Annotated in this window: 17 protein-coding genes and 4 pseudogenes; 10 read left to right on the top strand and 11 right to left on the bottom strand. The window is 68.6% G+C overall.

Features of this window, described 5'->3' with window-relative positions:
* Nucleotides 1–22 precede the first annotated feature (22 nt).
* On the bottom strand, nucleotides 23–1060 hold the full coding sequence (locus ACFU5F_RS28365) for a winged helix-turn-helix domain-containing protein (protein WP_383892965.1): 1038 nt from the start codon (nucleotides 1058–1060) through the stop codon (nucleotides 23–25).
* Nucleotides 1061–1403: 343 nt separating this feature from the next.
* Between ACFU5F_RS28365 and ACFU5F_RS28360 the strand changes: the two genes are divergently transcribed.
* From ACFU5F_RS28360 to ACFU5F_RS28350, 3 genes are all read left to right on the top strand, one after another.
* Nucleotides 1404–1841: a hypothetical protein gene (locus tag ACFU5F_RS28360; RefSeq protein ID WP_383892962.1), complete on the top strand. Its 438-nt coding sequence runs from the start codon at nucleotides 1404–1406 to the stop codon at nucleotides 1839–1841.
* A 145-nt stretch (nucleotides 1842–1986) separates the two neighbouring features.
* Complete coding sequence (locus ACFU5F_RS28355; protein ID WP_383892959.1) at nucleotides 1987–2856, top strand: hypothetical protein; 870 nt, start codon at nucleotides 1987–1989, stop codon at nucleotides 2854–2856.
* Nucleotides 2857–3264: 408 nt separating this feature from the next.
* Complete coding sequence (locus ACFU5F_RS28350; RefSeq protein ID WP_383892955.1) at nucleotides 3265–3474, top strand: hypothetical protein; 210 nt, start codon at nucleotides 3265–3267, stop codon at nucleotides 3472–3474.
* 150 nt (nucleotides 3475–3624) lie between these two features.
* Here ACFU5F_RS28350 and ACFU5F_RS28345 read toward each other — a convergent pair whose 3' ends face one another.
* Entirely contained in the window at nucleotides 3625–4230 is a 606-nt protein-coding gene (locus tag ACFU5F_RS28345) for a lytic polysaccharide monooxygenase (protein ID WP_383892995.1), read from the bottom strand.
* A 403-nt stretch (nucleotides 4231–4633) separates the two neighbouring features.
* On the opposite strand from ACFU5F_RS28345, the gene ACFU5F_RS28340 reads away from it, so the two are divergent.
* Nucleotides 4634–5746: a DUF3533 domain-containing protein gene (locus tag ACFU5F_RS28340; RefSeq protein ID WP_383892953.1), complete on the top strand. Its 1113-nt coding sequence runs from the start codon at nucleotides 4634–4636 to the stop codon at nucleotides 5744–5746.
* A gap of 245 nt (nucleotides 5747–5991) precedes the next feature.
* Here the strand turns inward: ACFU5F_RS28340 and ACFU5F_RS28335 are convergent, their stop codons facing one another.
* Nucleotides 5992–6471: a hypothetical protein gene (locus ACFU5F_RS28335; RefSeq protein ID WP_383892950.1), complete on the bottom strand. Its 480-nt coding sequence runs from the start codon at nucleotides 6469–6471 to the stop codon at nucleotides 5992–5994.
* Nucleotides 6472–8429: 1958 nt separating this feature from the next.
* On the opposite strand from ACFU5F_RS28335, the gene ACFU5F_RS28330 reads away from it, so the two are divergent.
* From ACFU5F_RS28330 to ACFU5F_RS28320, 3 genes and pseudogenes are all read left to right on the top strand, one after another.
* Entirely contained in the window at nucleotides 8430–9641 is a 1212-nt protein-coding gene (locus tag ACFU5F_RS28330) for a PLP-dependent cysteine synthase family protein (RefSeq protein ID WP_383892947.1), read from the top strand.
* Nucleotides 9638–10942, top strand: a complete 1305-nt coding sequence (locus tag ACFU5F_RS28325) for an MFS transporter (RefSeq protein WP_383892944.1) — start codon at nucleotides 9638–9640, stop codon at nucleotides 10940–10942. Before ACFU5F_RS28330 ends, ACFU5F_RS28325 begins: the two co-directional genes overlap by 4 nt.
* A 220-nt stretch (nucleotides 10943–11162) precedes the next feature.
* Nucleotides 11163–11339: pseudogene (locus ACFU5F_RS28320) on the top strand (phosphoglycerate dehydrogenase); the annotation flags it as partial.
* Between the two features lie 611 nt (nucleotides 11340–11950).
* Here the strand turns inward: ACFU5F_RS28320 and ACFU5F_RS28315 are convergent.
* From ACFU5F_RS28315 to ACFU5F_RS28295, 5 genes and pseudogenes are all read right to left on the bottom strand, one after another.
* Nucleotides 11951–13045 carry a GNAT family N-acetyltransferase gene (locus ACFU5F_RS28315; protein WP_383892941.1) on the bottom strand — a complete coding sequence of 365 codons (1095 nt, stop codon included), beginning with the start codon at nucleotides 13043–13045 and terminating at the stop codon, nucleotides 11951–11953.
* A gap of 322 nt (nucleotides 13046–13367) precedes the next feature.
* Nucleotides 13368–13463 (bottom strand): annotated as a pseudogene (locus tag ACFU5F_RS28310) (DUF6207 family protein); the annotation flags it as partial.
* Nucleotides 13464–13887: 424 nt separating this feature from the next.
* Entirely contained in the window at nucleotides 13888–14400 is a 513-nt protein-coding gene (locus tag ACFU5F_RS28305; protein ID WP_383892938.1) for a ribosome-inactivating family protein, read from the bottom strand.
* A 1587-nt stretch (nucleotides 14401–15987) separates the two neighbouring features.
* Nucleotides 15988–16236: a hypothetical protein gene (locus tag ACFU5F_RS28300; RefSeq protein ID WP_383892936.1), complete on the bottom strand. Its 249-nt coding sequence runs from the start codon at nucleotides 16234–16236 to the stop codon at nucleotides 15988–15990.
* Nucleotides 16237–16548: 312 nt separating this feature from the next.
* Nucleotides 16549–17079 (bottom strand): annotated as a pseudogene (locus ACFU5F_RS28295) (GNAT family N-acetyltransferase); the annotation flags it as partial.
* Nucleotides 17080–17593: 514 nt separating this feature from the next.
* On the opposite strand from ACFU5F_RS28295, the gene ACFU5F_RS28290 reads away from it, so the two are divergent.
* Nucleotides 17594–18375, top strand: a protein-coding gene (locus tag ACFU5F_RS28290; protein WP_383892933.1) for an IS5 family transposase whose coding sequence is annotated in 2 segments (ribosomal slippage) — nucleotides 17594–17795 and nucleotides 17795–18375 — 783 coding nt in all. Because the reading frame shifts where the segments join, the coding sequence is not laid out codon by codon here.
* Between the two features lie 75 nt (nucleotides 18376–18450).
* Here ACFU5F_RS28290 and ACFU5F_RS28285 read toward each other — a convergent pair.
* The 3 genes and pseudogenes from ACFU5F_RS28285 to ACFU5F_RS28275 all read right to left on the bottom strand — a co-directional run.
* Nucleotides 18451–19197 carry a phosphotransferase family protein gene (locus ACFU5F_RS28285; protein ID WP_383892992.1) on the bottom strand — a complete coding sequence of 249 codons (747 nt, stop codon included), beginning with the start codon at nucleotides 19195–19197 and terminating at the stop codon, nucleotides 18451–18453.
* A gap of 222 nt (nucleotides 19198–19419) precedes the next feature.
* On the bottom strand, nucleotides 19420–19923 hold the full coding sequence (locus ACFU5F_RS28280) for an NUDIX hydrolase (RefSeq protein WP_383892989.1): 504 nt from the start codon (nucleotides 19921–19923) through the stop codon (nucleotides 19420–19422).
* 33 nt (nucleotides 19924–19956) lie between these two features.
* Nucleotides 19957–20261 (bottom strand): annotated as a pseudogene (locus ACFU5F_RS28275) (nuclear transport factor 2 family protein); the annotation flags it as partial.
* A 649-nt stretch (nucleotides 20262–20910) separates the two neighbouring features.
* On the opposite strand from ACFU5F_RS28275, the gene ACFU5F_RS28270 reads away from it, so the two are divergent.
* Nucleotides 20911–21312 carry a MerR family transcriptional regulator gene (locus tag ACFU5F_RS28270; protein ID WP_383892930.1) on the top strand — a complete coding sequence of 134 codons (402 nt, stop codon included), beginning with the start codon at nucleotides 20911–20913 and terminating at the stop codon, nucleotides 21310–21312.
* A gap of 54 nt (nucleotides 21313–21366) precedes the next feature.
* Entirely contained in the window at nucleotides 21367–22341 is a 975-nt protein-coding gene (locus tag ACFU5F_RS28265; protein WP_383892928.1) for an NADP-dependent oxidoreductase, read from the top strand.
* The last annotated feature ends 208 nt before the right edge of the window (nucleotides 22342–22549 follow it).

Raw genomic sequence — 22549 nt, 5'->3', positions numbered from 1 at the left:
GACGCCGACGGCTTGTCCCCACTCAGGAGGGATGATTCGCATTGGGCGGTGTGTTCAGCGTGGCGTGTGCACCTGACGGCCGGTCCGGTTGGGCGCCGGTGAGGAGGGCGGCTCCCAGGGGTGTGAGGGTGTGCAGGACGGTGTTGGCCCAGCGGTCGCTGTTGATGAGTCCGGTGTTGCGTAAGGCTGTGGTGTGGTGAGTGGCGGTCGCGGGGGAGACTCCGGCGTGCCGGGCGGCCTCGGTGGTGGTGGCTCCGGTGATGGTGGCCCGGAGGATGCCTGCACGGGAGCGGCCCAGAAGAACTGTCAGTGGCTGGCCGCGCCCGGCTGAAGTCGGCACTGGGTCCGGCTGGAGCGGGTAGGCGATCACGGTCGGCAGGCCTGGGTCGGCCAGGGAGATCGGGGTCTGCCAACAGAAGTAGGAGGGGATCAGCAGCAGCCCTCTGCCGTTGAGATGGACGTCGCGTTCCTCGGGGTAGGGGGCGATCTCCAGGACGGGGTGGCGCCAGCGGATGGTAGGAGCGAGGCTGCTGATCAGTTCTGCGGTGCCATGGTCGAGGAGGGATCGGGCGTGGCGGATCCGCTCGGCTTGCACGCGTTCACCGATGTGTTCCTCGTAGGGGGCGATGACGGCCCGGTGGTAGGCGCGTAGTGCCCTGACGAGCTGGTCTCGCATGTCGTTGTCGGCGAGGCGGGAGACCCAGCTCGGGGCTCCGACGCTTCCCGCGAGCGTGGCTGCTTCCGCGATCACTTGCTTTCGAGGGGTGGCAAGCATGGCGTCCAGGCCGGCATCCAGGCCTTCAGCGCCTTCCGCCGGGGTGAGGAAGTCGGGAAAGTACCTCGCCCGCGGGAAGAGGGGCAGGAGGAATCCCTGTACGGCAGCGGCAAGTCCGCTCTCACGGAGCCGGATCCGAGTGGTGCGGTGCCAGTGCGCGTAGGCCCAGCGTCCGTCGCGGGTCTGGAGCCGGTGCAGGCTGAAAGCGATCTCCCACAACGGGTCAGGGGCCTTTGCGACGCGGATCCGGGTCAGGTCTTCGGCCGTGAAGTGAAAGCGGAGCATCCGGTTCCTTTTGCCTTTCCCACCTACGACTTTTCACCTGCTTCGAACGACTGTGACAGAACTGGCGCCTGAGCAGAACCTGACATCAGGCACCGATGCGGAGCCGTAGGGAACTTCGCACCGGCGGAACAGGAGGTGATGAGTCGCGGTCATCCGCTGTGACGTCGGACAACCGCCGAAAGAGCAGTCACACCGGCAGAGTCGTGCCCGAAGCCAAACCATCGTGCACAGGGGACTCGTGACGGTGCTGTCCCGCCAACGAGGGTGATCACACTGCTCGAACACGCCCGTTCATGACGGATGGGTCATGAACTACCGGTTCGTCTCGAAAAGGGGAAAACACATGTACTTACGACGGAAGCTGGCCGCTGTCGCCGGTCTGACCGCCATGGCTGCGTCCGCAGGGCTGCTGCTGGGAGCGAGCCCGGCATCAGCCGGCCCTCGGTGCAGCAGCGGGAACCACTGCGTGTTCTACGCGGGCCTCGACTTCTCCGCCCGCCACTCGTACTTCGACACCGACACCGACTTCAGGAACGACACCTTCAACCAGCTCACTGATCTCCCCGGCGCCCGTCAGGTCGTGCACAACAATGTTGTTTCCGCCAGCAACTCCAGCACCGGTGGATACGAAAGCCACTACTACACCGGAATCGGCAGCGACTGGGAGGGCTACTTGTTCTGCGTGAACCCCGGCTCCTACGTCGACGTCCTGCCGGGCGCCCTGCAGAACAGGGCGAGCTCCTTGCGCCTGCGTGGCAGTACCACCACCAGCTGTTTCTGAGCACCGCATGACGGGCCGGGAGACGGCGATCACCGTGTCGTCCCCCGGCCCCACCGTGTCGTCCCCCGGCCCCACCGCCCGACACATCAGTCCGATCACGAACTACGGAAGGTCCGCCTTGTTGATGAGCAGACCGCGCCGGAGCGTGGGCATCGCCGTACTGGTGCTCGTAGCCCTCGCCCTGGTCCTGACGGCGGCTGGAGTACTGAACGGCCGCTCTCCCGACACTTTTGTGAAGCCGTCTGCCGACGCGGCGCTGACCACGTTGCGCAACGGGCTTCCGCTCTCCGGTCTGCTCCGCAGCCCGATCGGTACCTCGAGCCGAGTTCACGAGGCGGAACAGCGGTTGGTGGCCGCCTGCATGAGTGCCCGCGGATTCCAGTACGTTCCCGCACCCACAGCCTCCGGGGACTCCGGCACGAGCCCAGCCCTGTTCGGCATCGAAACCCTCGACGCACCCAGCGGCGACATGACGCGCGAGCCTCTACCGGCGGAACGGCAGCGCGGTGAAGACTTCGCCCGCGCGCTCTACGGGGATCCCGACCGGATGATCTCCGCCCGCAACAAGATGATCCGCGTGACACGGCCCGCCACGGGCTGCCTTGCCGAGGCCCAAACCAGGCTGCTCGGCAAGGGCGGACGTGCCCGGGACCTGGAGCTCCGGCTGCAACTCGACCAAGGCGAGCGGGACGCCTTACAGGAACTGGAAGAGGACCGGGCCTTCCGCATCACGAACACGCGCTGGAAAACCTGCATGGCACGCGCTGGAGTCACCGCAAAAGACCCCCGTCAGCTTGCAGCCGACCTGCCCGTCACCGCAGACCCTGCCACGAACTCCACGGCGCGGACCGATCTGACCTGCAAGAAACGCACCGGCTATCTGCAACGCGCCTACACGCGGCTCGCCGCGATACAGCAGCGCTGGCTCGACAACAATCGTGAACCGGCCGCCGAGTGGCAGGCCCTGCGGCTCCGGGAGGACAGGGCCGCCCGGAGCATCCTGAAGCCCCTCTGAACGAATGTCCTTCTGGCAGGAGCGTTCGGTTTCAGTGCCGCGCAAGTGAGGGCAGCCATGCCCGCCGGCCAGGAGAACTCCGACCCACATCACATCGACTCAGCCGTGCAGCAGGCTCTCAACGCCACCGCGTCGAACGCGAAGACGGACCGTGGCGGCACCACGAGCGTCCGGTGAACGAGAACGATCCCGCGTCCACGCTTCCTCAGCCCTGATGGCACGAGTGCTTCGGTCATCTGGACCGCCGTCGTGGCAGTGGCGACGACCGCCCCTGAGGACTACGGCCGAAGTCGGACAAGCATGTTGATCCGGAGCTGCCGCAGCGGACTCCGGCGGAGAGGTACGGGTGCACCGCCGGACGGTGCGGCAGGCGCTACCGTCTGCAGTTCGCTGCCGCGGAAGAAGCCAGTGCCGCGGGCCAAGGTCATTGGTCCGGCCAAGCCGTGGATCGACGACATGCTGCGGAAAGACGCGGGTGCGCCGCGCAAGCAGAAGCTCACCGCCCGCCGGATCCATCAACATCTCGCCCAGGAACACGGCTTTGCCCTCCATACCGGCTATTTCGCCGGCTGGTGGCTGCCCAGCCCCGGTCTTGCTACCGGATGCGGAACGACGTGATTGATCACGGCATCACACACCGTACGTGCGCAGGAAGCCCCGTCGGGGCAGGGTGACCGAACGGGTCTCCTGCCCCGACGGGCCCGGTCGGCCGAGCGGCGGATCACCGGCGCCCGGCAGAGGCCGGCGTCGTGTGCGGTGCTGTGCGGCTCAGCCGAAGTTCACGTCGCTGCACCACATGTAGGCCTGGTCGAGGTGCGAGGCCTGCCAGATCACGAACACGATGTGGTGTCCGGTGTAGCCGGAGGTCCGGACGGGGAACGTGATGTTCTGCGCCGGGGCGAAGCGGCCGGTCTGCGTGATGAAGTCGAGGTTGCTCCAGCCCAGGGTCTGGGTCTTGGGGTTGAAGCCCTGCTTGCTCACGTAGACCTTGAAGTAGTCGGCACCGTGGGACGCCTGGTCGTACAGCTGGACCGAGAAGTTGTTGCCGATGGTGGTGGTCTTCCACGATCCGGGCCTGTCCAGGCTGGCGTTCCTCGAGAGGTTGTTGCTGCAGAGTGTCCCGTCGGGGGTCCGTGCCTGGAACTGGCCTCCGAGGCCGTCGCGGAGCGCGCTCATCCAGTTCCACATGGTGTCGGCGTTGGCCTGGAAGGCCTGCCAGCACATGGGGTCTTGGGTCTGCATGGCCGGGTTCGTGTGGTTGTTGCCCCACGTCTTCCAGCACTGGTACGCGCGGGTGGCGGGGCCGACGACGGTGCCGTGAGCCTGGGCGGGGGTCGACCAGGCGAGGGCGCCGACAACCGCGGCGAACAGCATGACGAGCGCCTGGAGAGGCCTGCGGAGAGACGCCATCGAGCGCCCGGCTGACGGGTTCAGGTTGCGCATGTGGGGGGACTCCTTCCAGTTGCGAGACTGTCATGGGAGCGCTCCCAACGGTAAGTCTTCTGGGTGAGATGTCAATAAAACGAACGGAGTTGATCCCTGATGTGGATGCGGTCGCCGACCTGCACGGCCCCGGGGGCTGCCGGCGTGACCCGGGCGTCCCAACTGCTGCCACCGCAGACCGGTCGCGAGTACGACGTCTCCTTCCCTCAAGCACGAGCTCCTCGTCGAGGAGCCAGAGGGAGACCCCCGCCCCTGATCCGGCTCGGTCGGTCCGGCGGCCAGCCGCTCTTACAACCGGAGTCTGGAATTCAAGTGTACGTGCGATCATTCGCCCGTGAAAGCACCCTCCAGCCCCCCTTCGGGCGAAGCGCCGACCCAGCGCGACGACAAGTCGCCAGTTTTCGCAGCCGAGTTCAAGGACGCCATCACGCTCCGGGCCTTCGGGCTCGTGCTCGGGGGCCTGCTCGTCCAGCTGGCCTTCATCGTCTCCTACGTCGGGGCCTTCCACTCGCCCACACCACACCGGATCGCCGTAGCGGTCGCTGCCCCGCAACAGGCCTCCGCAAAGATCGTCGCCCAGCTCAACGGCCTGTCGGACGACCCGGTCAAGGCGATGGCGGCACCGAGCACCGAGGCGGCCCGGCAGTGGGTGCTCACGAGGAAGACGGACGCTGCCTTCGTCTTCGACGCGGCCGGCACCAAGGACACGCTCCTGGTCGCTTCGGCGGGCGGGCCGTCGGTGTCGCAGACCGCCACACAGATCGCCCAGAAGATCGAGACGGCGCAGAAACGGCAGATCACCGTCACCGACATCCGGCCCCCCAACTCCGGGGACGGGCGGGGCATGACGTCCTTCTACCTTGTGGTGGGTTGGGTGATCGGCGGCTACCTGACGGCAACGATCATGGGCATGGCGGCTGGTTCCCGCCCCGCCAACCGGCAGCGCACCCTCATCCGCCTCGCCGTACTCGCGTTGTACGCGGTCGTGTCGGGAATGGCCGGAGCGGCCGTCGTGGGACCGGTTTTCGACGCACTCGACGGTCATTTCTGGGCGCTGAGCGGCATCGGCGCGCTGGTGGTCCTCGCCTCGGCGGCGACCGCGCTGGCCTTGCAGACCCTGCTGGGGCTCCTGGGCACGGGTGTGGTCATCCTGCTGTTCGTGGTGCTGGGCAATCCGAGCTCCGGCGGCGTCTACCCGGCACCGTTGCTCCCCGCGTTCTGGAGCGCGATCGGACAGGCGCTGCCGCCGGGTGCCGGAACGACACTGGTCCGCAACACGGTCTACTTCTCGGGCCATGCCGTCACGTCGGCGCTCTGGGTGCTCGGCGCCTACGCCGTGGGCGGCGCGGTACTGGCCTGGGCGGCCTCATGGCGAAACGAACGTCGACGCCCCGACACCCGTGCCACCGACCCAGAGACGCTGCCGGAACCGTCTCCGGCCGGTTGACGAGACGTTGCTGCAGGCGAACTCACCCCGCGTGCCGGGTGCGCACCTGCACACCCGGGCGCCCCGCCGTGACGACGGCGGCGTTCAGGGCGGTCGTCCGGGCCCGTCCTCCGTGTCGCTCAACCCTCATCGGTACAGAGGGCCACCTCCTCGGTCACGGCAACAGTGCCAAGACCCCGCCTGCTCCCGCCATGACGCCTGGCCGCGCCGGAAGGCGACACGTGCTGCCGCCTCCCGGGGCTGCCTCAGGCCTGCACCAACACGGTGCACCAGACCTCGTTGTTGGCGCCGATGCCGCAGTCGGCGATCTCTCCGCTGCGGATCTTCGTCCAGACACCCTTGGCCCGCCAGTGCCAGGTACCGACCCGTGAGAACCGCTCGTGGTAGCCGTGGTTGGCGAACGTGAAGGCGTCCACGTCCTTGCCGGTGCCGTTACCGCCCCGCGTTCCGTTGCCGAACGTCTCCTGCTGGCAATGGGCGTGCTTGAACTGGCTCCCGGTGCCACCGCCCCAGTTCCATACGTCGCAGAAGTGATCGCCCGAGTCGAGAGTCATCGTGTAGTGCATCGTTCTGCCGGTCCGGTTCTTCACCGCGCCGCACAGGGGACCTACGCACCCGTCCGCGGCGGCGGTCGTGGCCCCCGCGACGACCACTCCGGACGCCAGGAAGACAGTGGTGACGACGGCGACGGCCATCCGGTTCGTTCGGGACATCGTTTTGCGCATGGCAGTTCCATTCTCTTGGTGCGTCGGATCCGTTCGAGGCCTCGGCTCGGCCACGCCCGGCACGACTGCGGACCGGCGGATGAGCAAGGGCACGCCGCGAGCCCCGTGCGAGTCGGCGTCGGCGTGCTCCGCGGAACGCGATGCCTGCCGCGAAGCGCCTGACGACACGTGAGGTAAGGATCTACCGTGAGCCTTGCGAAAATCTTGTGATGGCTGCCCTGTGGCTGCCCTGTGGCGGCCCCGAAGCGAAATGAGGGAAGGTCGTCCGGATTTCCGGCCACGGCCCTGCGGAGGCAGACCCAGCCGCCCGCTGATCGTTTCACCGCCGTCCCGTACGAGGCACGATGAACCTGCAGCTCATGAGGTTTTCGGCTCGCCTTGGGGTGGTGACGTTGGGTGACCTGTGTGGTACGCCGGTGTCATGCGATACGCGGATGGTGGGGGCCTGACCGCCGAGTGGCGAGGTGCGCGGCAGCGGATCCGGATGGAAGCCGGCCGGAGGCTCGAGCGGGTGACAGAAGGTCGGTCATTGCCCGAGACCTGCGGTTCTGCGAACACGGAAGTCCGCTGCCGTGCCGGGTAGTTGAGCCGCCCGGTGCCTCTGCGGCGGTCACATGGCTGGGTTCACGCGTTGTTCAGCCGAGGTGGCGCGCCGGGGTCCGGTGATCGGGTTAGGATCACGACATGATTACGGCCTGGTCCCCTTCACGCATGCCGAGGAGCCGCTCATCAGCGGCTCTGGTGCGTGTGCTGGGGCTGGGTCTGTTCCTCTTCGGCCTGCTGTATGCGCATGCCGTCAGCCCTGACGCGACGGTGAGTCACCTCGCCTCCGGCAGGGGCGTCGTGGCGTCCGACGGGCATTTCGAGCCAACTGCTGAACTCGAAGACGCTGCGAGTGCCACGTCGCTGCACTCGGCTGGGGGACCGCAAGGCCATAACGACGGGCACGGACAACCGCACACGGGTGAAACCTGTGCGGTCGGGCAGCCCTCCCAGGGCCCCGCTGCAACGGTGCTCTGTCTGTCCCCGCTGAGCTCTGAGAGCGGCGACGAGGCGCCCGGCTCCGCGCCCGCCCGGCTCGCCACCGCGGCACGTGATTCCGCTGCTCCGAGAACGCAGGTGGCGGACTCCGCGGTTCTTCGCATCTAGGGCAACGCCTTCCGAACCGGTCGCCCCTTCACGGTACTTGTGGACTCGGCCCAAGGCTGTGCCACGCCTTGTCCCGGCGACGGGTCCACGGCGTCTGACCTCCTGCGCACACCGTCCCACAGCGTGACGCAGCGACGGTCGACGGCTCTCTTCCCTCACCCCCACCGATCGCCGCCCTGACCGGGAGAGTTCCCGCACGGGCAGTGACCGCCGCGCGGAGGACCTGTGCTGCCCACCCCTGCCCTTTCACGTGCCGATGCCCCATGGCTCCGTTCGCTCCGGAGGAGCCGGCTCGCCCGGCTCGCGCTGTACACCCTGCTGTACACCCTGCTGTACACCCTGCTGTTCGGACTGCTGTTCTTACTGCTGACGTGCCCGGGCGATCAAGGCGATGCGCGGGAGTCGCGCGCTCGTTCGACCTCTGCGTCGACGGATGCCTTGCTGCCTGCGGAGAGCTCCGACGGTGCGATTCCTGACCCGTCCGAGCTTCCCGATCGCTGTCACGACCTCCGCCCCGGCAAGGCCGTCTTCCCCCAGTCGCCTCCTCGCGTCCCACCGCGCGCTCTCGCCGTGCTGTCGCTGACGGACCACACAGCCGCGCTTGCGCGCCAACTCCCCGGCGCTGTGCGAAGACCGCTGGTGAGCGGCGGCCGGTCCGCTCTCCCGGTCATCTGCAGGTGGCGCTTATAGGAGCCACCCCGCGGGCCGGCTCCGGCCGCCCCGCCGCGCGGCGCACCTCAACCCGACGCGCGAGATGAGCATCCGCACACATCCCTACCGATTCGAGAAGCGAAGACACCATGCACTCCATGACCAAGAGTGACCTCACTCCCGGCAGTTCCGGTTCCGGCTCGGGCTCCGCCCTACGCGGGCTTGTCGGCAACACCCCGCTCCTCCACGTCTCCCAGCCCTTCACCGAGCCGGAGCGCGGATTCTGGGCGAAGCTGGAAGGCTTCAATCCCGGTGGCATCAAGGACCGTCCGGGCCTGCACATGGTCGAGCGCGCCCGCGCCCGCGGCGAACTTCAGCCGGGTGCCAGGATCATCGAGTCGACCAGCGGCACCCTCGGCCTGGGGCTCGCCCTGGCCGGGATGGTCTACGGGCACCCGGTCACGCTGGTCACCGACCCGGGTCTGGAGATGTCCATGACCCGGTTGCTGACCGCGTACGGCGCCCAGGTCAATCTCGTCTCCGAACCGCACCCCACCGGCGGATGGCAGCAGGCCCGCCGTGACCGGGTCGGCCGGCTGATGGAGCAGCACCCCGGCTCGTGGTGCCCCGATCAGTACAACAACCCCGACAACACCACCGCGTACACCCCGCTCGCCCTCGAACTGGCCACGGAGCTCGGCCATATCGACGTGCTGGTGTGCAGCGTGGGCACCGGCGGACACTCCGCCGGAGTCTCCCGCGTACTCCAGCAGCTCTACCCGGACCTCAAGCTCGTCGGCGTCGACACCATCGGCTCGACGATCTTCGGCCAGCCGGCCCGTCCTCGCCTGATGCGGGGCCTGGGCTCCAGCATCTACCCCCGCAATGTCGCCTACGACAACTTCAGCGAGGTGCACTGGGTCGCCCCGGCTGAGGCGGTGTGGAACTGCCGTCGGCTGGCCGCCTCGCACTACGCCACCGGCGGCTGGAGCGTCGGCGCGGTGGCGATGGTCGCCGGCTGGCTGGCCCGCACTCTGCCCGCGGACAGCCGGATCGCGGCGATCTTCCCCGACGGCCCGCAGCGCTACCTCGGCACGGTCTACGACGACGACTACTGCGCCGCCCACGGACTGCTCGACGCCCCGCCCGCACCCGAACCGGATGTTGTCGGCCGCCTGGACGAGAAGGAGGTCACGCGGTGGACGCGGTGTGAGAACGTCATCGATCCGCTCACCCTGGCGGACGCGCAGCCACGGTCCGACAAGCCCGGTCCGCTCGACGCGTACGACGGGCGAGCCGGCGCGACCGCGGACAGCGACGCCGACGAACGGCTCGACGGCAGCGATGTGCTCGCGGAGGGGAAGCAGTGAGGACGACCATCGCCCAGGTTCGTTCCTACGAACGCAGCGTCCAGTTGTTGATGGTCAATCAGTTCACCATCAACCTCGGCTTCTACATGCTGATGCCGTACCTGGCTGCGCATCTGGCAGGTCCGGTGGGGCTGGCGGGCTGGCTGGTCGGGTTGATCCTCGGCGTGCGCAACTTCAGCCAGCAGGGGATGTTCCTGCTCGGCGGAACGCTGGCCGACCGGCTCGGGTACAAACCCATGATCATAGCCGGTCTGGTGCTGCGCATCATCGGCTTCGCGACCCTTGGGCTGGTGGAGTCCGTCCCCGCCTTGCTGGCCGCTTCAGCGGCGACGGGACTGGCCGGCGCGCTGTTCAACCCGGCCGTGCGGGCCTATCTGGCGGCGGACGCGGGCGAACGCCGGGTCGAGGCGTTCGCGCTGTTCAACATCTTCTACCAGGCCGGGATCCTGCTCGGCCCGCTGGTGGGCATGGTGCTGACCGGCGTGAGCTTCCGCGTCACGTGCCTTGTCGCGGCGGGGATCTTCGCTCTGTTGAGCATCGTCCAGATCAGGGCCTTGCCCGCCCGCCGGGGCGACGACGCCGAGGACGACAAGACCGGTCAGGGCGAGGGCGTTCTGAAACAGTGGCGCGGCATCTTCGCCAACCGGCCGTTCCTGCTGTTCTCCGTGGCCATGATCGGTTCGTACGTCATGTCCTTCCAGGTCTACCTCGCGTTGCCGCTCGAAGTACGGCGGCTGGGCGGGCAAGAAACCTCCGGAACGGCTGCGGTGGCACTGCTCTTCGCGGTGTCCGGGCTGAGCACGATCCTCGGACAGACGAAGGTGACCACCTGGTGCAAGGCCCATATGGAACCGGGCCGCGCACTGACCTGGGGGCTGCTGACCATGGGGCTGGCGTTCGTACCGCTGTTGGTGGCCACCGCGGTCCCGGTACCGGACGGCGGCCTGGGGCTGTGGCTGCTGGCGGCGGTGCCGCCGGCGCTCTCCGCGCTGCTCCTGGCGATCGGCACGATGATCGCGTACCCCTTCGAGATGGACACCATCGTCCGCCTCTCCGGCAACCGCCTCGTCGCCACCCACTACGGCCTGTACAACACCATCTGCGGCACCGGCATCACGCTCGGAAACCTGCTGACGGGTGCCGCGCTGGACGCCGCCCGGGCCGCCGGGCTGTCCGCGCTGCCGTGGGTGGCGCTGCTGGCACTCGGTCTCGCCTGCGCTGCGGCTCTCCACGGGCTTCACCGCACGGGCCGCCTGGCACCGCCGGCGCGTGAGGGGCAGCCGGAGCCCGCGAACGCATAACCGACGTTCTGCGCCGGAGGGGGCGGACGAGATGGCCTCCGTCCCCTCCGGTGGGTGACGTCCACGTCGACGGCCGGGCGTGCGCCCACGGTCACCGGCTCCAACCCGCAGAACGACATCGCCAGTCACCACCGCCTGCGGCCGCAGAGACGGCCGTCCGCGAACGAATGTCGCACGAATGCACAAGGACTGAAGACGACATGAACCCGAAGCCACCGTACTGATCGCCGAGGATCTGTCGCCCGCCACCGTCGACGCACTCGGTCCGGACTTCGAGATCCGGCACTGCAACGGCGCTGACCGGACCGCACTCATCCCGGCGATCGCCGACGCCGACGCGATCCTCGTACGCAGCGCGACCAAGGTCGACGCCGCAGCCATCGCGGCGGCCAGGAAACGTGCGACGCGGCGGTGATCGCGGTCCACCCGGACCAGGCGCCGCGACTGCTCGCGGACCCGACCGAGCGGGAGCGGGAGATGCTGGGCGCATGCCGCTACTGTGGCCAGGGCGCCGTCGGCGAGAACGGCGCCCCCTTCGACGTCCTCGGAACCCGGGAGTCGGGACGTCAGTTCGAGGAATCCGTCCGCCAGGGCCGAGATCCTGATCGGGCCGGCGGAGGGCGTGCTCCGGCGGGCTCACCGGCCGGTGGCGCTCGGGAAGGGTTGTACGGCCCACCTTCCACGGACGCGATCTCAAAGAGCCCGGTCACTCTCTTCCAGCACGGGCGACGACCGCCCCGTCGCCGACCTGCTCCGGTCCCTGGCCGCAAGAATGGTCGACCCAACGACACCGTCCTTCACGGGCGTCCGCCTGATCCGGCGCCCGCCGGTGTGGTCTCCAGCCTCTCTCCGAGGGAAGGGCGCTGCGCGGGGCCGTCCGGACTCCGCCGCTGCCCCCGTCGGTCCACTGGCCCCGCGAGTGACATCGACCCGTGCGGTCATCGTCGTGCCACGACGATGACGAGAGGGGTGGCCGCCTTGCGCCGGTCCGTCCGTCCCGGCGCCGTGTCACTGCCGTCGCATCCGCAGCGCGCCCATCGCGGCGAGTGTGCGCAGTGCCGGGCCCTTCAGCGTCGGATAGGCGCGTACCAGCCGGTGGGCGGCGTGGATCGGTTCACGGCGCAGCCAGTGCAGGGTGGCTCCCGGCCCGGGGGCGCGCACCACGCCCTCGTGCACGGAGAGCTCGCCCGTCTTGAAGGAGTCCTTGTAGGGGGCGTCGCCCCGTCCGAAGTCGAGGAGGCGGACCCCCGAGTCGGCCGCCGCCTCGATCATGCGTAGATAGAGGACGCGGCCGGGCGAGTACGTGCCGAAGACCCGGTCGTACGCGGGGAACCAGCACGAGAAGACCGTACGCGAGCGCAGACCGAAATGGGCGGCGACGAGACGGTCACCCGCGTAGAGCGCGGACAGCACGCCCGAGCACTCGGGGACGGAACTGTCCGCGAGCAGATCCACCAGCCGGGCGAACCAGGGCTGGGCGAAGGGGTCACGGCGGCCGGTACGGCGGTACTGGGCTGACTTCCACCGCAGGAGGGTGTCCAGGGCCGCCCGGTCCCGAGTGTCGTGGACGAAGCGCAGCGGGCCGAGCTGCCGGCTCATCCGTCGCTCCTGGGCCCGAGCGGTCTTCAGGAAGCCCCGGGACCGTACGCGGAGGCGGTCCTCGTACTGTGCGAAGCCGGTGGCGAGGTCGACGACGGGCGAGGCGAACCGTGCGGTCGCATGCGGAAGGAAGAGCCGTTGATCCCCTCCGAGGTGATCGAACTCCCACGCGCTCAGGGAGCAGGCCCGAAGCAGACGGACCGTGTCCAGGGAGGCTTCGGGATGCAGGACTGCGCCCTGCCGGTCCGAGACGCCGGCGCCCACCGGGCGGCCATGGCCCCAGAGCCCCCGCCTGTGGGCGAAGTAGCCGGCCCGCTCGCCGCCCTGGCGCAGGATCGCCACCCGTGCGTCGGGCCGGACACGGCCGACGGCCTGCGTGAACCGCGCGCTCATAAAGGGGTTGGCCGCGGCGGGTTCGGGTGCTGTCGTCTGAAGTTCGTTCCACCGGACGAGATCCGCGGGGGTCATCTCGCTCGGGTGTACGACATCGATGCCTGTGGCCATGGCTCCTCGCTCGTCCCGTTCCGACGGATGTCGGCACTCCGGTAACGAGACAACCGCTTCCGTGGGAACGACCGGCCGCGTCGGAGCCCGTCTTTGCCGTGAAGGCACCCTTGGAAGGCTGCGAGGCCGGCCTGAGGGCTACGAGCGTCGCGTCGCGGATGGGCGTACGGTCTCGACGCCCTGTCCGGCCGGGTCGTCGAGCCGCCAGTCGAGGTACCGCTTGCCAGCGAAGGTGGGGCATGTGCCACCACACCGCATGGTGATGACGGCATCGGATGCCCGGACGGCCTCCACGGTGAGGAAACCTTGCCCACCGCATGGCGAGCAGCTCCTGGACCGGGAGAGCTGTTTCGTCATCGGCTGCCGCGACCTCCGCCAGGCCCGGCTCTGCCAGGTGCGCGTCAGCGATCTTCCTCATGCCTGGCGCCACGCGCCGGAACCCGCAGCAGTTCTCCGACCCCGGCGTCCTCTCCGGACCGAGTGGGGGTGGGCGACACGGTGACCAGCCCGCTGATCCTCCGCCTCAGAGGGCCCAGGGGCGCGCCGAGTGGTGCGGTAGAGGTGGCACGGCGCCTCGCGCTGAGTTGACGGCGCAGCTTGGTGCGGCTGGTCAGCGGGCTGTGTTGCTGCGAGGCTGGCCAGGAGCTTGCGTCGGTCTTCAGAGGTACTGCCTGTCGACCACCGTGACCCGGCAGCGAGACCGAATCAGGCAGTCACCATCGAGCTTCACCCAGCTCTGCGGGCCTGGCAGGGGTGGTGCCGGTGCCGGGAGGAACACCGCTGCCCCCGGCGGAATGAGCGCCGGGGCAGCGGTCGGGCGGTGGAGCAGACACGCCGTGGGGTCAGCGGCCGTGCGACGTGCGGAGGAGGTAATCGGCGTACATGATCGCCGTGAGGATCTGGAAGCGGACCGACTCGCCGAACCGGCCTGCGCGGTAGCCGTACGGGAGACTCGGGTCGACGTAGCCCGCCCAGTGGTCGCGGAGCAGGTGGTTGAAGCGGCGGCTCAGGGCGTCCCACGAGTTCTCTTGGTTGACGAAGCCCGCGGGAAGGCGCAGCTCGCCGCCGTCGTGGCCCATGACCATCCCGATGTCAGTGCCGATCGGCCGGAACCGGGCCGCTTCCGCGACGAACTGCGTCATGACGAGGAACGCGCGTGCCATCGTCCTGGCGTCCCTGGCGTCCCTGGCGTCCCTGGCGTCCCTGGCGTCCCTGGCGTTGTAGAGGTCCCAGACCGCCGTGTTGACATTGTCCCTGCTGAACGTGATGACCGTACGGGCGGTGTTCGCGGCCGTCTGGATGCTGTCGTAGTTCTCCTCGACCCGGGGGATCTGCCACGTGCCGTTGGCCGACATGCTCCTCCCGTTCGCCCACCGCGTGGACGTGGCGTGAGCACCAGGCGTCTCGCGAGTATCTGGGCTACCCGGAGACGGCTCGCCAGCTGGAGATCCGCCACTCACGGTGTCATCCCACGAACCGTCCTGCTGTCAGCGCGGATCTGGCTGCGGCGCAAACAGAGCACGGGCCGACCGTCTTCGACCGGCTGATCACGATCCTCGAGGATCGTGCCCCTGGAGTCCTGCGGCTTCAGTAACGCACTCGGCCTGGAAGTCCCACGGGTCGCTGGTCACCGGCTCAAGCAGGACGGCACCGCCCTCGATCACCCACACCTGGGACGTCGCCGGTACTCCTTCCTCGCACCTGACCGATCAAGGCAGCACCTGGAGAATCCGAGCACGACCATGAAGACCAACGAGGACAGCAGGAGATGAATACGGGCGGGTGGCAGCAGCGATCCACGAAAAGGAACATGTGCGTGCCCCAGACGGCTGGACCAGGACATTCACGGTTCCGCGACTCTGCGCGGCAATTGTTGACCGCCTCACCTTAGGCGGGAACATCATCGGGACCGGCACCGAGTCCTACCGACTCGCTACCGCCGACATCACCCGCTCCGGACCCGCGACGCCGAGTCGGACCTCGCCAACCTCGTCGCCGACGCCCAGCTCGCGGTCACCTCCACGCCCGTCGGTCCGCCGCCTGAAGGTCTGCACCGTCCGTCCCGCCCTGCGCTTCCCGCACGCCGTCCAAGCGATGGAGATCAAGCGTCGTCGCACCAACCGGAAGACCGGCAAGGTCGAGATGAAGACCGTCTACGCGGTCACCAGCCTCCCGCCCGAACGGGCCAGCCCGGCGCAACTCGCCGAACTCGTCACAAAGCGCTGGTCAGTTGAGGCCCCATACCACGTCAGAGACGGGACCTTCGGCGAGGACGTCTCGCGCATACGCACGGCACCGCACCCCGCGCCATGGCCACCCTGCGCAATCTCGCCATCGGACTCATGCGCCAAGCGGGCTGGACCAACATCGCCGCCGCAGCCGATCACTACCGGTCACGCCCCCAGCACGCGACAGCCATGCTCCGACTCACAGCCTGAGAACGCATCGCCCCGGGCTTGGGGGAATGCCACGGGTGGGGCGAAAGGGACACCCCCGGCGCCAGGTTTAGATCAAGGCGAGTTCACCGAACACACGCTAACGACCAAAGAGCCACGTCCATGCGACCGCTGCCGCCAGAATGGCGAACCCCATCACACATCCGATGGCCGATGCCCGTTCGGACCTCTCTCGACGCTCTGGGTCTTCAACCACATCTCCCCCTGTCCGGTCCTCAGGCACATCTCCCCCTGCCCCGTATGCCGCGGAACAGTTGCCGAGTCCCAACCCGTCAAACCCTAGCGGATCTTCACCCAATCGACTTTCGACAACCTTGATCATCGGGGGTCGCGTCTCTCGCTGCCGAACCGGGTGAACCGCGCACAGCGGCGCCGACACAGGCGGTCGACTCATCTCACCAGCCGAGAACGCATCAGCCCTGGGCTCATCCCGACCGGCTCATCCCCCTGATCAGAAACAGGTGCTCATCTTGTCGTTCAACCCACTCAGGGGGTGACGTAGTCGCCCCAGCCGAAAGTGGCGACGTAGGCCCGTCGAAGGGCTTCTCCGCCGCGTCCGCCCCTGATGCGGATGACGGTCAGCGCGAGGATGAACCAGGCGGTGAAGCACGCCGCGACGATCAAAGTCCAGCGAGGGCCGGAAACACCAGCAATGACCACCAGGGCAATGATCGTGACGACCAGTCCGATGTGGCCGCCTCCGATATCCGTGGTGGACCTGCTGCCGCCTGTCATCAGGGTCTCCCGCCAATAATCACGCCGCTGCGCGGCAAACCAGGCTACAGGGCTCCGTCGACGGCGCGCCGTAGGCTCAATGCAATGAACATGACGGCACAGAGCCGACGCGCGGGAAACGCCGGCGACGGCTGACGAAACAAGCGCGGGGCCCGGCCGTAACAGCCGTGACCCTACGGTCATCCCCCTCAGCACCGAGTGCCCAGCACGGGCTCGGGCTGGCCCTGTCCCGGCCCGCTCCTGCCGGGTTCGAGCGGGACACGACCGACTTTCCAGGCGGCGGACTCGCTCCTTTGGCCCTTCACTCCTGCCTCAAGGTCTCGCGCACGCCGAGGCGGTGCCCTCGCGCCGGTACCAGACGGTGTCCAGCTCACGGCCGTCCGGCAGAGTGGGGCGGGCCGGGCCGGGGGTCGGGGCGAAGCCGGCGCGTTCCAGGGCGCGGCGGCAGGCGAGGTTCTCCGCCGCTGTTCCTGCGTGTACCGTCGGCAGCCCGGCGTGGCCATGGGCGAACTCCGCGCCCGCCAGGAACAGTTCGGCGCCGAGGCCCTGGCCTCGGCGGTCGGGGGCGAGAATGCCGCCGATCTCACCGCTGTCGTGGTGGAGTTCGAGGTACCCGGCGTAGCGCCCGGTGTCGCGGCGCACACAGACCATGAACTCGAATGTCCCGGGGGTGGGTTCGAAGGGCTCGGCCAGCTCGGGGTTGGACCGGAGGAACCAACGGGGGGTGGCACCGGCAGGCCCCATGCCCAGCAGGGCCTGTCTGGTGTCGGCGTCCGGTACGACCCGGTCCATGTGGTTTCCTTGCCAGCGCTGGGCATCGGGGTCCGCGCCCGCGGCCATGGCCGCGGGCGCGTCGAGCTAGGTCACCGGGGTGTAGAACAGCAGGTGCCGGGTGGCCAGGGCGTGCCGGCCGGGCGTACACGCGTCCGGGACCGGGAGACCCGAGGTCGCCCGGCGACGTCGCAGAACCGACCGAATCATGGAACTCCCCGAATCATGGCCCCCGTTGTTTACGTCCTGGTGCGTCCGGCTGCACGCACCAGGCGCGTGCGGCCCAACGTACCGGCAAGAGCAAAGCCCCGTAGCCGCCTCTTGATAGGTATCGCAGCTGTGGGACTCCTGCGCCTCTTGCCCAAGCAGCGGTGAGCCTGATCCGGCCTCCTGGCGGAATCAGATGTTCCTATTTCCCGTTCACACATGCCCTCTCGGGTTTCGCGTGTGCAAGCGAACACCCGTCCCGAAACTCTGGCGCCCAGGGCGATGGGCGCGTGCCAGCAGAAGTGGGAGGGGACCAGGAGCAGCCCCAGCCCTGGAGGGGGATGCCGCGGTGGTCCGGGTACGGGGCGATCCAGGACCGGTGACCGCCAGCGGACGGTGGGGCCCAACTGGTCGAGCATCCCCCCGCTCCCGGCGTGGAACAGAGTGTGCGCGTGCCAGGCGCGTTCGACGTGCAGCCGTGCTGTACAGCGGGATCCGCTGGGAGTTTCTGCCCCAGGAGCTGGGCTTCGGCTCGGGGATGACCTGCTGGCGACGGCTGCGGGACTGGAACGAGGCCGGGTCTGGCAGAACCTGCACGAGCTGCTGCTCTCCGAGCTGCGGGCCGCAGACCTGCTGGACTTCTCCCGCGCAGCGGTCGACTCCAGCCACATCCGCGCGATGAAGGGCGGGCCGGCCACCGGTCCGACCCCGGTGGGCCGGGGCAAGGCCGGCAGCAAGCACCACCTGATCGTCGAGGCGCACGGCATCCCGCTCGCGGCAATCACCACCGACGGCAACCGCAACGACGTCACCCAACTGAGCCCGCTGATCCAGGCCGTCCCACCGATCCGCGGCAAGGGCGGTCAGCCACGGCGCCGCCCCAAGCACCTGTACGCCGACCGCGGCTATGACCACGAGGTCTACCGAGACAAGGTCCGCCGGTTCCAGATCACCCCGCACATCGCCCGGCGCGGCACCGGGCACGGCTCCGGCCTGGGCGTGTACCGCTGGGTCGTGGAAGGAGCGATCGCGCTGCTGCACTGGTTCCGCCGCCTGCGCATCCGCTGGGAGATACGCGACGACATCCACCACGCGTTCGTCACCCTCGGCTGCGCCGTCATCTGCTGGCGACGACTGCGCACCGCACTTTGTCCAAAGTAAGGGCGGGCGATCGCCTCAGAGGATGGCCTGCTCGATGCGTCGGAACGCATTCGTAGCAGTCGGGCCCGCGCAGCCTCACATCCGGGATCTCAGCACGTCGACCTCACAGCCCGGCGCGAACGGGTCGAAGCCGTGCTCGATCAGCCAGCGAACAGCCAGCAGGCTTCGCAACGACCACCACGCGTGGATCACGTCGAGGTCGATGTCGGTGCCATAGCCGGCGATGACGTCGTCGAGGTGCTCCTCGTGTCCGAGCGTGAAGGTGGCGAGGTCGTACAGGGCATCACCCTGGCCCGCTTCTGACCAGTCGATGATGCCCGTGACCTCGTCGCCGTCGACGAAGACGTGCGCGATCTGCAGGTCGCCGTGCGTGAACGCCGCAGTCCACGGCCGGAGCGCGGCCTCGGCGACCTGGCGGTTGCGGGTGACCAGGTCAGTGGGCAGGACGCCGTTCATCACGAGCAACTCGCACTCGTCGTCGAGTTCCGCCGCCAGCGCGAGGATGCTCCGGCCGGCCCCACCGGGTCGGGGCGGCAGTGGCGCGTCGTGCAGCTTCCGGATGGCGGCGCCCGCCGCGGCCCACGCCGCCGGCGACCCGGTCGATGGCCCGCCGAGGCGCCCAAGCGTCGTCCCCGGAAGTGCCGCCATCGCGAGCACGGACGGCTTACACCACAGGACCTCCGGGGTCGGGACCGGCGCCAGGGCCATCGCCTCGACCTCGACATCGATGCGCGCCTGATCGGCGTCCACCTTCAGGAACACGTCGCCGACGCGCAGAGTCGCGCGCTCAGAATGGGCGACAACGACTTTGACCTCATCCATGGGCGACCAGTATCCCGGGGATGACCGCCGACGTCGCCAGGCATATCGCATGCGCCTACGCAGCTGACCGCGTCTCGATACCCAGCGGCCTCGTGCACGACACGTGGTCTTCCGCCGCTGTGGCTCTTGCGGGGAGCTCAGCATCGTGCGGGAGGAGGACTTCGTCTGCGTCTTCTGCGGCGAGGACCTGCCTCAGGAGTGGAACGTTGCCGAGCCGGATCGCTAGGACTTGTCCGGGCGAACTCCGATGGCCCGTGCGATGAGGTCGTGGATCAAGAACTCTCCGGGTCTGCGGTTCTCTTTGAGGCGGGCGAGGTTGTCGGAGTTGAACCAGTCATAGGCGGAGTGCTTGGACCATTCCAGCGTGGGGTGATCCAAGTCGCCGTCGATCTCGACGAGGTAGTCGGCCTCGTGACGGAGTCCACCGCCGTCGTCCCCTGTCCAGGTTGTAGTGCCAAGGAACCGGCGCACGTGGGTCAAGCGCCAGCCGGTCTCCTCCTCGACCTCGCGTGCGAGAGCCTCCAGAACCGTTTCCCCAGCCTCGACGTGGCCGCCTACGATGTCCCAGGTATCGGGAAACAGGCGACGGTCTGGGCTCCGCTTTTGGGCGAAGGCATGGCCGTCCCGGTTGAGGATGACGGCGCCGACGGTCCAGACCTCGTCGGAGGCGGGATTGGGCACCTCGACATCGTCGTTGACCGTGAAAGACGGGTTGTGAGTGGGCATGACCGATAGCGTACGACGGGCGTTTCCACGGCATGAGTAGCCATCGACCCGGTATGTCATCGGATGCGAGACCGCACGCGCCGGTGTCTCGGGCTCCACCGTGACCAGGATGTTCGTCATCAGACGGCGCGACAGCCTGTCCGCCGGCGAGAGGCGAAGTAGGCGCGCAGAGCCTCGCGCCTCTCGATGCGCCGGTCCCCGAAAGGCCGGTGCCAGACGTCATCGGGCGTGAACAGCTCAGCCACCGGACTCGGGTCGCCGAGGTCAAGGCGGTGGATGAAGTCCACAAGGATGCGCTCGCAGGCGCGCTCCGCGAGCATCCGCTCGACCGAGAGCATGGCCTTGAGCGAGCTGTTTGGCGGTATGACGGGCTTCGAGGCACGAGGTCCAGAATCGGGAAGAGCCGAGGAGCAGGGTGCAGGCCAGGCGGACGTGGGCTCGTCGCTGACGAGCTCCACGGCGTCTGATCGGAGTCGTAGACGTCCAAGTGGCTCACCGGTGAGATCAATCGCTGCACGGGTGGTCTGCGCCCCGGGGCGAGGGCCCGTCGGACCTGGAGGCAGGCGGTCCCGTCGGTTCCGCGTGGGTGAGTGCCCGGCCTGAGGCCGCGATGTCGTGCAGGAGACGTGCCGATTCCGAGGTCCGCAGCCAAGTGGGTACGGCAACTCCATGCAGGGAAGGTCAAGTTGCCGTCAGCACCCCGCAGTGTCGACCTCGTGGTACCAGCGCCGGACCATACGGCGCGGGCACCACGCCTGGCTGCCGTTACCGACAAGGCCGACGCCCGGTCCAGCGCACCAGTTGACCGCACCACTGCCGTGCGACGTGGGCAGGCGTCGGCGCACGGAGAAAGGTGCTCAGGCGCCTACAGACGAACGTGCTCAACTGTGGACCGGGACGACAACCCTGCGGCTGTGGCGGCGTCCGCAGGTGTCTTTCACCCTCCGGCGGTCTGCACCTGGAGGACGCGAGCGTAGGCTCTCACGAATGCGAATCGGCGAGCTGTCCACGCGCACGGGCGTGAGCCCGCGCTCACTGCGGTACTACGAAGAGCAGGGCCTGCTGACCAGCTCACGCTCCGATACCGGGCAGCGTCACTATTCCGCTGAGGCGGTCCAGCGCGTGTCGCTCATCCGGCAGTTGTTCGACGCGGGTATGTCCAGTCGGGTGATCGCGACTGTGCTGCCGTGTGTGGACGTCCCGGGTGACCTGGGCGTCGCCGAGGAGACGTTCACGGCGATGATGCGCGAGCGCGACCGGATCGACGACGACATCGCGCACCTGGTCGCGACCCGGGATGCGCTCGATGTGCTGATCAGGGCCAACAGCCGGCACCGGGCGGAGCTGTCCATGTCCACGTCGCCGGAGTCGGCGGCACGGTTGAGCTGATGCTGTGACCTGCATCTCAGTTGGTTGCCCCTGACATCGATGTGAGAGGTGAGGATGGCTGCAGAGCCCGGAATCACCGGGTCGGTCAACGGGAGGCGGCAGAAGATGGGGCAGGCGTGGGGTTTCGGCAGGTATGGCGGGCCCGAGGTGCAGGAGTTCATCGACCGTCCCGATCCCGTCCCCGGTCGCGGCGAGGTACTGATCCGGGTCGACGTGGCCGGCGTGAATCCCCTCGACCACATGCTGCGCTCGGGTCTGGTCTCCGGGCTCGACGGCGGGCGTCCGTTTCCCCGTGTGCTGGGCATGGAGGCAGCGGGAACCGTTCTCGCCCGGGGCGAGGACGTCGACGGACTCGAAGTGGGTGACGCGGTCTTCGGCTTCGCACTCACTGGTGGCGGCACCTACGCCGAGACGACGGTGCTGTCCGCGCCGAACACCGCGCGCATCCCGGCGGGCCTGTCCGCGACCGTGGCGGCAACCCTGCCCGTGACCGGGACGACCGCGGTGGACGTGCTCGGCCAGCTCGGCCTCCCGGCCGGTGCCACGGTCCTGGTCAACGGGGTCGGGGGAGGGGTCGGCCTCGCCGTCGCCCGGCTGGCCGTCGGACGCGAGCTGCGTGTGATCGGCACCGGGAGTACCGCCAAGCGCGAGCAGGCCGAGGCCATCGGGGTGCGGTTCATCGACTACACCGCCGAGGACGTCGTCGCCGTGGCACGCGAACTGGTTCCGGACGGCTTCGACGGGATCGTCGACCTGGTCGGAGGCACCTCGCTGCGGACGGTCGCCCCGCTGGCCCGGGATCCCCGCAACGTCATCGCCGTGGGCGATATGTCTGTGCCCGATCTCGGTGGGCGTTTCGTCGAGCGGCGCATCGACCGGGAGAGCCTGGAGCGGTCCGCCCGGCTGGCCCTCGACGGAGTTCTCGCACCCGTGATCACTGCGGTCCATCCGCTCTCAGACGCCCTGGCCGCCCTCGCCGCCGTCGAGACCGGTCACGCTGCGGGCAAGGTTGTCATCAAGGTGGCATGAGAAGTGCCGGGCCGCCCAGCGCCGTCGACCGCCTGCGGACTGAACGGGCCGCCCGCGCACAGCAACGCGTCAGTACGCTCGAACAGTTCGCCCCCGCGGTCAAGCAGTCGAATAGGTCCTCCCGGCAGCGTGACGCCTTCGCGGACGTTTCCCCGGGACCGGCGTCAGGCGGCAGACTCAAGCTGTTCGACATTGGGGGCGAGGAGCG

The organism is Streptomyces sp. NPDC057438 (genome assembly GCF_042802995.1).
Taxonomy (GTDB): Bacteria; Actinomycetota; Actinomycetes; order Streptomycetales; family Streptomycetaceae; genus Streptomyces.
The sequence above is the reverse complement of the archived record's forward strand: the minus strand, read 5'-3'. Positions and strand labels throughout refer to the sequence as shown.

What these genes read in the sequence shown, in the direction of transcription:
- ACFU5F_RS28365 (WP_383892965.1), bottom strand. Translation starts at nt 1,060, where the DNA reads ATGCTCCGCTTTCACTTCACGGCCGAAGACCTGACCCGGATCCGCGTC.
- ACFU5F_RS28360 (WP_383892962.1), top strand. Translation starts at nt 1,404, where the DNA reads ATGTACTTACGACGGAAGCTGGCCGCTGTCGCCGGTCTGACCGCCATG.
- ACFU5F_RS28345 (WP_383892995.1), bottom strand. Translation starts at nt 4,230, where the DNA reads ATGCTGTTCGCCGCGGTTGTCGGCGCCCTCGCCTGGTCGACCCCCGCC.
- ACFU5F_RS28335 (WP_383892950.1), bottom strand. Translation starts at nt 6,471, where the DNA reads ATGCGCAAAACGATGTCCCGAACGAACCGGATGGCCGTCGCCGTCGTC.
- ACFU5F_RS28330 (WP_383892947.1), top strand. Translation starts at nt 8,430, where the DNA reads ATGACCAAGAGTGACCTCACTCCCGGCAGTTCCGGTTCCGGCTCGGGC.
- ACFU5F_RS28315 (WP_383892941.1), bottom strand. Translation starts at nt 13,045, where the DNA reads ATGGCCACAGGCATCGATGTCGTACACCCGAGCGAGATGACCCCCGCG.
- ACFU5F_RS28305 (WP_383892938.1), bottom strand. Translation starts at nt 14,400, where the DNA reads ATGTCGGCCAACGGCACGTGGCAGATCCCCCGGGTCGAGGAGAACTAC.
- ACFU5F_RS28300 (WP_383892936.1), bottom strand. Translation starts at nt 16,236, where the DNA reads ATGACAGGCGGCAGCAGGTCCACCACGGATATCGGAGGCGGCCACATC.
- ACFU5F_RS28285 (WP_383892992.1), bottom strand. Translation starts at nt 19,197, where the DNA reads ATGGATGAGGTCAAAGTCGTTGTCGCCCATTCTGAGCGCGCGACTCTG.
- ACFU5F_RS28280 (WP_383892989.1), bottom strand. Translation starts at nt 19,923, where the DNA reads ATGCCCACTCACAACCCGTCTTTCACGGTCAACGACGATGTCGAGGTG.
- ACFU5F_RS28270 (WP_383892930.1), top strand. Translation starts at nt 20,911, where the DNA reads ATGCGAATCGGCGAGCTGTCCACGCGCACGGGCGTGAGCCCGCGCTCA.
- ACFU5F_RS28265 (WP_383892928.1), top strand. Translation starts at nt 21,367, where the DNA reads ATGGCTGCAGAGCCCGGAATCACCGGGTCGGTCAACGGGAGGCGGCAG.